At 58.9% G+C, this 8432-nt stretch carries 8 protein-coding genes; 6 read left to right on the top strand and 2 right to left on the bottom strand.

Annotated elements, in window-relative coordinates:
- Positions 1-75: 75 nt before the first annotated feature.
- Both hmpA and SPHV1_RS23680 read left to right on the top strand, forming a co-directional pair.
- Positions 76-1287 (top strand): NO-inducible flavohemoprotein, encoded by a 1212-nt coding sequence (hmpA, locus tag SPHV1_RS23685; protein WP_054948457.1) that lies wholly within the window; start codon positions 76-78, stop codon positions 1285-1287.
- 335 nt (positions 1288-1622) lie between these two features.
- Complete coding sequence (locus SPHV1_RS23680; RefSeq protein WP_054948456.1) at positions 1623-2654, top strand: nucleoside hydrolase; 1032 nt, start codon at positions 1623-1625, stop codon at positions 2652-2654.
- A 163-nt stretch (positions 2655-2817) separates the two neighbouring features.
- On the opposite strand, the gene hcp is transcribed toward SPHV1_RS23680, so the two are convergent.
- The gene (gene hcp, locus SPHV1_RS23675) at positions 2818-4458 is read right to left on the bottom strand and encodes a hydroxylamine reductase (protein WP_054948455.1); all 1641 of its coding nucleotides are present in this window, start codon (positions 4456-4458) and stop codon (positions 2818-2820) included.
- Positions 4459-4567: 109 nt separating this feature from the next.
- Between hcp and SPHV1_RS24705 the strand changes: the two genes are divergently transcribed.
- Together SPHV1_RS24705 and SPHV1_RS23665 are read left to right on the top strand one after the other, a co-directional pair.
- Positions 4568-4957 carry an Rrf2 family transcriptional regulator gene (locus SPHV1_RS24705; RefSeq protein ID WP_082431143.1) on the top strand — a complete coding sequence of 130 codons (390 nt, stop codon included), beginning with the start codon at positions 4568-4570 and terminating at the stop codon, positions 4955-4957.
- Between the two features lie 8 nt (positions 4958-4965).
- Positions 4966-5469: a DUF6306 domain-containing protein gene (locus SPHV1_RS23665; RefSeq protein WP_054948453.1), complete on the top strand. Its 504-nt coding sequence runs from the start codon at positions 4966-4968 to the stop codon at positions 5467-5469.
- 36 nt (positions 5470-5505) lie between these two features.
- On the opposite strand, the gene SPHV1_RS23660 is transcribed toward SPHV1_RS23665, so the two are convergent.
- Entirely contained in the window at positions 5506-7281 is a 1776-nt protein-coding gene (locus tag SPHV1_RS23660; RefSeq protein WP_054948452.1) for a chloride channel protein, read from the bottom strand.
- A gap of 75 nt (positions 7282-7356) precedes the next feature.
- On the opposite strand from SPHV1_RS23660, the gene SPHV1_RS23655 reads away from it, so the two are divergent.
- Together SPHV1_RS23655 and SPHV1_RS23650 are read left to right on the top strand one after the other, a co-directional pair.
- The gene (locus SPHV1_RS23655; protein WP_054948451.1) at positions 7357-7770 is read left to right on the top strand and encodes a MarR family winged helix-turn-helix transcriptional regulator; all 414 of its coding nucleotides are present in this window, start codon (positions 7357-7359) and stop codon (positions 7768-7770) included.
- A 102-nt stretch (positions 7771-7872) separates the two neighbouring features.
- On the top strand, positions 7873-8432 hold a 560-nt coding region (locus tag SPHV1_RS23650; RefSeq protein ID WP_197277798.1), incomplete at its 3' end, for a PLP-dependent transferase.

The raw sequence follows: 8432 nt of genomic DNA, 5'->3' as shown, positions 1-8432 counted from the left end.
GAACTTTTGAATCGGGCTCTAAATTATCCGAGGATCTGAGGGCCCTTTTCATTCAATCATATGGAGGAGATTTTGATGTCGCAGCCACTCAGCGAACAAACTATTGCACTCGTCAAGGCAACCGTCCCCGCATTGGAAGCGCATGGTCTTGGTATCGTGCATGAGATGTATTCCCGGATGTTCCAGAATCCGGACATCCGGGACCTGTTCAACCAATCGCACCATGGCGATGCCGGTTCACAGCCGCGCGCGCTCACGGCCGCCATCCTCGCTTATGCCAGCAATATCGAGAACCTTGGCGCGCTTGCTCCGGCCGTGGAACGGATTGCACAGAAGCATGTAGGCCTGCAAATTCTGCCCGAGCACTATCCGCATGTTGCAGAAGCGCTGGTCGGAGCGATCAAGGCCGTTCTGGGCGAATCCGCTACCGACGAGATCCTCGCCGCATGGGGCGAAGCCTATTGGTTCCTCGCCAATATCCTGATCGCCAGGGAAGATCGGATCTACACCGACCAGAAGGACACAACAGGCGGATGGAACGGTTGGCGGGACTTTCGCGTCGAGGAAGTTATACGCGAAAGCAGCGTCATCAATTCCTTCATCCTGCGCCCCGTCGATGGCGGACCTGTCATGCGCCACAAGCCCGGCCAATATCTGACCTTCTGGTTCGAGATTGCCGGGCACCCGCCAGTCAAGCGCAACTATTCGATCTCAGCGGCGGCCAATGGTGAGACCTACCGCATTTCGGTCAAACGAGAGCCACACGGATTGGCCTCGGGCTGGTTGCATGACGAAGTCAAGGAGGGAACACTCCTGAAAGTGGCAGCCCCTGCCGGGGAGTTTTTCCTGGGGGATCATGCCGACCGTCCGATCGTTCTGCTGTCTGGCGGCGTGGGCCTGACCCCGATGGTGGCAATGCTTGAGGCCCTTGTGGAACGCGGCGTCGACATCCCTGTGCAGTATATCCATGGAACACACGATCGCGACACACACGCGATGCGAGGCCATACTCGCGCACTCGCGGAAAAGGGCAAGGCCATTCAGGTCATCGATTTTCATCAGACGCCATTGAAGGATGAGGTCAAGGGTCTAGATTACGAGGAGGCCGGTATCATCACCGACGAATGGCTCGCTGCCAGTACACCGGTACAGCATGCCGAATATTATATTTGCGGACCGCGCCCATTTCTGCGCCATGCGGTCTCGACGCTGTCATTGGCCGGCGTCCCGTCGGACCGTATCCATTATGAGTTCTTCGGTCCGGCCGACGAACTACTCGCCGCCTGAACAATATCCCAGATGGATGGCATTATGAACAATGATGCCATCCGTCCAGACTGCCTGTCTCAGAGCAGACATACGCTACACTGCCCCTTTCCAGCTTTGAGGAAAGCGATCGCCTTCCCTCGGAGCCTGAATCCTGTTGCGAATTCCAGATGGTGCGCGGCGGTCCCGCTGTCGGCATTTATTGCGCAGGCATAGGGCCTTGTAAGCTCTCGCCCCGCTCTGGAGTCCGGCTCGTCCTTTAGCTAAAGAAATGGGAAAGGGGGCTTTTCTTATTCCACCCGAGAAGCACACCGGCGCTAACCTCCCGCACTCCACGAACGAGCAGGAGAAAAGCCATGGCACTGCACCTGAACCGCAGGGTCTTCATCGGATCGACCGGCGCGTTCTTGGCCGCGGTGGCAAGCGGCGGGCTTGCAACTGCTGCCGGAAAGCGTGCCATTGCCCGTGTCATCATCGACAACGACTTTGCCGGCGATCCGGACGGCCTGTTTCAGCTGGCACATCATTTGCTCAGTCCTTCGGCCACGATCCCGCTGGTCGTCTCCTCGCACTTGCCCGTGAAATTTGGCGGCCCGGCTTCAGCCACAGCCGGTGCGGCCAAGGCGCAGGAACTGATGGAGGTGATGAACCTTGCGCAGCGGCCGCCGATCATCGCCGGGGCAGAGCTGCCAATTGCATCGCGCTCCGACTGGAAGCCCAGCCCGGCGAGCGCTGCCATAGTGCGTGAGGCGATGCGCGAGGACGCTGACGAACCGTTGTTCTACGCTGCAGGGGCCAGCCTGACCGAACTCGCCCTTGCCTGGCTCGCCGAACCGAAGATCGGCCGGCGCCTCAAACTCGTCTGGATCGGCGGGCGCGAACATCCCGGTTTTGCCTATCCGCCCCCCGGACCCGACGAAGCGGAATTCAATTTCTCCGTGGACACCTTGGCCGCCCGGATCGTCTTCAACGAATCCGACATCGAGATCTGGCAAGTGCCCCGCGACGTCTATCGCCAGGTGCTGTTCTCTCTCGCAGAGCTGAACGAACTGGCCGCTGTCAGCCCACTGGTCGGCCATCTCAAGCGGGAGCTCGATAACATGGCGGATGCGCTGGCGAAGATTCCGGGCTTCCCCACGCCCCCTTCCAGCGAGGTATATGTGCTGGGTGACAGCCCGCTGGTGACGCTGACCGCGTTGATGACCCCTATCCAGCCCGATCCGGCATCGAGCCGTTATATCCTCAAGCCCACCCCGCGCCTCGCTGTAGACGGTCACTATGAGGAGAACCCGGGCGGAAGGCCGATGCGGGTCTACAGAAGCGTCGATTCCGCTCTCACGCTCCGGGACATGGTGGCCAAGTTCAAAGCCATGGGACGACAGGAATAGGTAGCGAAGCACGACATAGCCAAACGGGAAATCATGGACTTCTGATAAACTTGTAAGACAAAAGTCCCTCCGCGCGGAAATAGGGGCCGCGCGGAGGGAAGCACTCCGATGGCAATCACGAACCTATGCGCAAGCTCGTTATCCATTGGAGATAAGCAAAATGTCAGGCCGCCCGAAGCATCCTTGCAAGATCTAGCCTGGCATCGCCGGTCGGGCGAATGTCGAACTTGTCGACCAGGATGCCCAGCACTTCTGGAGTGAGAAACTGGGGCAGTGTTGGCCCGAGGTGGATCTTCTTCAGTCCGAGATGCAGCATGGTCAACAGGACGGCAGTCGCCTTCTGCTCGAACCAACTGATACCGTAATGCAGCGGTAAGTCGTTCACTTCGCAACTTAGGGCTCCGGCCACAGCCACAGCAACCTGGATGGCCGAGTAGGCATCGTTGCATTGGCCCATGTCCAGAACACGCGGGAGCCCCTTGATGGTGCCAAGATCTTCCCGGTTGAACCGGAACTTGCCGCAGCCCAGGGTCAGGATCAGACTGTCCTGAGGAGTGGCAACAGCAAGGTCATGAAAATAATTGCGTCCAGGCCGCGCCCCATCACAGCCGCCAATCAGGAACAGGTTCCTGACGTCGCCGCCCTTGATCATATCGAGTAGCGTTTCGGCCACACCCATGACGGTGTTGCGGGCAAAGCCAGCGGGAATCCGCTCTTCGGGTGCGTCCTTGGCAAAGCCCGGCAGAGCAAGCGCGCATGCAATCACCGGCGCAAAGGCGTGCTTCTCGATATGCGGCAGACCATTCCAGCCCACTGGCCCCGCCGTAAATAGGCGATCCTGATAACCTCTGATCTCCGGATTGATCAGGCAATTGGAGGTCATCACAATGGCCCCGGGGAACGCGGCGAAGTCTTTTTGCTGGTCCTGCCAGGCACCACCGTAGTTGCCGACGAGGTGCTTGTACTTCTTCAGCCCCGGATAGGCATTTGCCGGCAGGAGTTCTCCATGTGTATAGACATTGATGCCTTGACCCTCGCTCTGCTGCAGGATCGCTTCAAGGTCGCCCATGTCATGGCCCGACACCAGGATGGCTTTGCCTGCAACTGGGGTCATGCGCACCATCGTTACTTCAGGGTGACCAAATCGCGTGGTGTTGGCGGCATCCAGTAGCTCCATGACCTTGAGATTGAGCGCACCGATCGCCAGGGCTTCGGCGAGAAGGGCATCAGTCTCGGTCGGGTCACCGCCCAGGAATGCGCAAATTCTATGGAACTCGGCATGGATTGCAGCTTCTTCCTTACCAAGGACGCGCGCATGTTCGCTATAGGCTGCCGTGCCCTTCAGGCCGTAAAGGATAAGGTTGCGCAGACCAACGATCGAGGGGCCATCGCGATCCATGAAACGCTGAATTGCGGCGAACGGTGCGGCCGCAGCGATTTCACTGAGCGTCGTGCCGGGATTCCAGATGGCAGGTTCAGGAAGGTTTGACAGATCGGCACCCGCCGATTGCGCGCAAGCCTTTGCCTGCTCGCGCATGTTCAGCGCGCGTGCGATCAGCGCGGTGAAACGAGTCCGATCAAAGTTGACATTGGTTAGGGTCGTGAACCAGGCATGGGACGTGAACGCATCCACTTCGGCATCGCGAACACCAAAGCGCGCAGCGCGCTCAGCGTAAACAGAAACGCCCAGCATCACGCGCAGGAGAACATCCTGCATGTCCGCGACCTCGGCGGTCTTGCCACACGAACCTACCTTGGCCGCGCACCCACCCTTGTTCGATTGCTCACATTGCACGCAGTACATCGATCACCTCAAAAGCTGACTTTCAAAGTCCACTTAAGAGCCGGCGATGAAGATGCATTTGATCTGCATCAAACGGTCCAAACAAATCGCACTCTAAAATGCAAAGGCGATGCAATTGACCCGTCACACCGATTTGGCCCTGCGCCTCCTGATCCGACTTGCGGACATGGGCGAGCAGCGCGCGACGATCGCTGAGGTGGCCCGTGACCAGGATATTCCGCGCAGCCATCTGATGAAGATCGCGAACGATCTCGCTCGTGCAGGCTTCATTGACGCTGCTCGCGGCAGAGGCGGAGGAATCCGTCTTGCACGCGAGGCTCATGACATTCGCATAGGTGAAGTCGTGGCAGCGATGGAACCGCACTGCGAGATGGTCAGGTGCAGTGAATGCCGGCTGTCGCGCAGATGCCTTCTCCCGCGCCATCTCGATCGAGCGCTGGAAGCCTTTCATGCAGTCCTTAACGAACAATCCTTGGCAGACATAACCACGTCTGGTTGAATAGGGCCATGACCGAGAAACCCGCCTCTCCCGTCTGCTACGCCGATGAAGCGGACGATGCCTACATGGGCTACGCGCAAAGACAGGAAATACTCGATGTCCTCAACGCATTGCTGGAAATGGAACGAGCATGTTCACGCATTGCGCTCGCCAGCAGTCAGCTGGAAGAAGCGGTCGGATACGGCTGCTTGATGCTCAATATTCACGAGGACGCGGCACATTGGTGTGGAATGCTCGGGCGGCATATCCAGAGTTTGGGAGGCGATCCTTCCCCAAAAACAGGTTCCTTCTTCAAGAAGGCCATGGCCTTGGCTGAGACCCTGGAACGCCTGGCTCTGTTTAACCACGAGCAGTCTCGGATGGTGCGTAAGCTCGAACACTTGATGCCGCGGATCCGTGATAATGCCCTGCACCGCGGCCTCAAGGCAATGACCGACAAGAAACGGGCCGCTATCGAATGGTCGAGTGAATATCTACACGAAGCCAGAAAGAAGCCGCCCTCTTCAAAGTAGCCGGAAGTTCCGGAACATTTGACCTCATCTTGAACCTCAAGCCTTCGATATCCCGCCAATGAACCGGTCTCGTTCGGTCTCGGCGCGCCGATCGGCACTCCGCGCCTTGAGCAGGTCCTGGCGCGACAGTATCCCCATCACCTTATGAGTCCCTCGCTCCACTATAGGAACCCGCCCATTTCGCGTTTCGATGATGAGGTCGGCGACGATACCGCAGGTGGTGTCCGGGTAGGCCACAGGCTGCGCAGCGTCGGATACCGTATCGGCAAGCGTTGCTTGTGCCAGCGTTGGATCACTTTGCCAAAGAAAAGCATCGGTCCGCGACATCATGCCGAGCAATCGCCCGTTCCCGTCGACAACCGGATAGCTGCGATGTCGAGCCTCGCTCGCAAAGAAGGCTACAGCATCCCCGACCGTGAGAGAACCTGGCAAGGTCTGGGGCGTGCGGGTCATCAATTGATGCGCCTGGAGTAGGTCGAGCGCATCGACCGTATATTCCTGCAAGATGTGCCTGCCTCGCCGGGCAATCTTTTCCGTCAGGATCGAACGGCGCATGAGCAGGACACTGACGGCATAAGCAGAACCTGCCGCGATGATGGTATGGGGTAAGGCGTCGAATAGACCGGTTAGCTCGGCGGCGAAAATTGCCCCTGTAAGCGGGGCACGCATCGCCCCGCTCATGATCCCTGCCATACCGATCATTGCCCAGAAGCCGGCATCGCCGCCAAGCAACTGGCCAACGAGAAAACCGGCAGACCCGCCAAGAATAAGCAGCGGCGCCAAAACACCTCCCGAAGTGCCGGAGCCCAATGCGACCAACCATACGATTGCCTTTACAATCAGAAGCGCCAGAACCACCTTGAGCGCCAGCGAACCGGCAAGCAGCGCCTCGATGCTTGCATATCCTGCACCAAGGACATGGGCATCGACCATGCCGCCCAGTCCCACCACGATGGCACCGATCGCTGGCCACCACATCCAATGCAGAGGCAGTTTGTGGAACAGATCTTCGATCCGGTAGAGCAAGGTCGACAGCACCGTGGCTTCGAAGCCCACGATAAGCCCTATCACACCAGACGTTGCCAGAGCCCAGTGCGATTGGGGCAAGGGCAATGTTGTGGCAAACATCGGGCCGGAACCGACAAGATAAGGCCGCCAGGAATAAGCCATCATGACCGCGACGAGCACCGGGACAAAGCTGCGCGGCTTCCACTCGAACAGGAGCACTTCCAGTGCCAGGAGAATTGCGGCGAGCGGTGTACCGAAAATGCCGGTCATGCCGGCAGCAGCGCCGGCGACGAGCAATGTCTTTCGTTCTGCTGCGCTCAGGTGAAAGCTTTGGGCGAAGAGCGAGCCGATGGCGCCGCCCGTCATGATGATCGGCCCTTCGGCGCCGAACGGGCCGCCGCTGCCGATCGAGATTGCGGAGGAAAGAGGCTTAAGCATTGCAACCTTGAAGGAAAGGCGGCTCTCCCCGAACAAGATGGTTTCGATTGCCTCAGGGATCCCATGCCCGCGGATCTTATCCGATCCAAAGCGGGCCATGAGGCCGACAATGAGACTGCCGATGACCGGAATTACAATGATGAGGACACCAACTGAGGCATCGGTAATCACGGCGTCGTCGGCAGACAGACGGCCAAACCAGAAAAGATTGGTCGCCAGCGCAATCAGCTTGATCAGCATCCATGCGCCCAGCGCACCCCCTGTCCCCACGACCAAGGCCATCCCCGCCAGGAGTAGCATGCGCCTGTCGACGGTGTGATCGGCCAAACGATGGCGTTCTAAGGAAGTTTGTGGCGCGGGCGGCATCGGAAGATCTGGCCTCTTGCAGTTTGTAAGCGGCCATTATATCGTACTGCGACATTATTCAATCCCGGGAAGGCCATGAGCAAAAGCAGCAGTTCACTCAGTGACGCCGACAATGTGGCCCTCGCGTCATTTCGTCACGAGATCCGCAAGTTCCTCGCATTCAGTGAAGCCAGGGCTGCCGATGTCGGTTTGACCCCGCAGCAGCATCAGGCCCTGCTTGCCATCCGCGGCGCCCAGCCCGAACAGGCGACCGTGGGATATGTGGCCGAACGTCTGATCCTGAAACCCCATAGCGCCTCCGGATTGCTGGACCGTCTGGAGGGGCTCGGCCTGATCATGCGCCAGGCCGCTAAGGACGATCGAAGGCGCTCGCTGCTGCTGCTCACGGACAAGGCACGCGATCTCCTGCAGGCATTGTCAACAGCACACCGCGATGAAATTCGCCGCATGCGCCCCTTGCTCATCGATATTTTCGAGATGCTCGGCTGACGTGGCGCCTGGCGTTCGTACAGCAAGCCCTTCCACTAAAGTTCGAGGCAAAGATCATGCCCGCCGGTATCTCCCGCATGCTCCACAAAGGATGCTCCGCGTATGACTGATCGAGACAAGCCTTCACTGTGTCCTGAAACCTTGGCTGCATCCATTGGCGTTGCGACCGACATAGCCTTTGGCGCGGTCGCACCCCCGCTCTATCTCACCAGCACTTATGAGTTCGCGGGATTCGATCAGGCCCGGCAGTACGACTACGGTCGAGCGGGCAACCCTACGCGGGATCTTCTCGCCGAAGCGCTCACCGCTCTCGAAGGAGGCGCAGGCGCTGTTATCACATCGAGCGGCATGGCAGCGCTGGATCTGCTGGTCGGACGGCTGCGCCCCGATGATCTCGTGCTCGCACCGCATGATTGCTATGGCGGCACGATGCGTTTGCTCAAAGCGCGCGCAAGTCGGGGACATTGTTCAGTCCGTTTCGTTGACCAGTCCAATGAGACTGAACTCGGTGATGCACTCGAGGAAGTGCCAACTCTTGTCTTGATCGAAACGCCCAGCAACCCGCTTATGCGGGTCGTCGACATCGCTACCATTGCAACGAAAGCCAAGAACGCCGGCGCCTCCATCGCCGTCGATAATACGTTTCTGTCGCCAGCGCTCCA

It is taken from the genome of Novosphingobium sp. KN65.2, assembly GCF_001368935.1.
Lineage (GTDB): Bacteria > Pseudomonadota > Alphaproteobacteria > Sphingomonadales > Sphingomonadaceae > Novosphingobium > Novosphingobium mathurense.
Note: the sequence above shows the minus strand (reverse complement) of the source record. Positions and strands in the feature narration are given on the sequence as shown.

What these genes read in the sequence shown, in the direction of transcription:
- hmpA (WP_054948457.1), top strand. Translation starts at nt 76, where the DNA reads ATGTCGCAGCCACTCAGCGAACAAACTATTGCACTCGTCAAGGCAACC.
- SPHV1_RS23680 (WP_054948456.1), top strand. Translation starts at nt 1,623, where the DNA reads ATGGCACTGCACCTGAACCGCAGGGTCTTCATCGGATCGACCGGCGCG.
- hcp (WP_054948455.1), bottom strand. Translation starts at nt 4,458, where the DNA reads ATGTACTGCGTGCAATGTGAGCAATCGAACAAGGGTGGGTGCGCGGCC.
- SPHV1_RS24705 (WP_082431143.1), top strand. Translation starts at nt 4,568, where the DNA reads ATGCAATTGACCCGTCACACCGATTTGGCCCTGCGCCTCCTGATCCGA.
- SPHV1_RS23665 (WP_054948453.1), top strand. Translation starts at nt 4,966, where the DNA reads ATGACCGAGAAACCCGCCTCTCCCGTCTGCTACGCCGATGAAGCGGAC.
- SPHV1_RS23660 (WP_054948452.1), bottom strand. Translation starts at nt 7,281, where the DNA reads ATGCCGCCCGCGCCACAAACTTCCTTAGAACGCCATCGTTTGGCCGAT.
- SPHV1_RS23655 (WP_054948451.1), top strand. Translation starts at nt 7,357, where the DNA reads ATGAGCAAAAGCAGCAGTTCACTCAGTGACGCCGACAATGTGGCCCTC.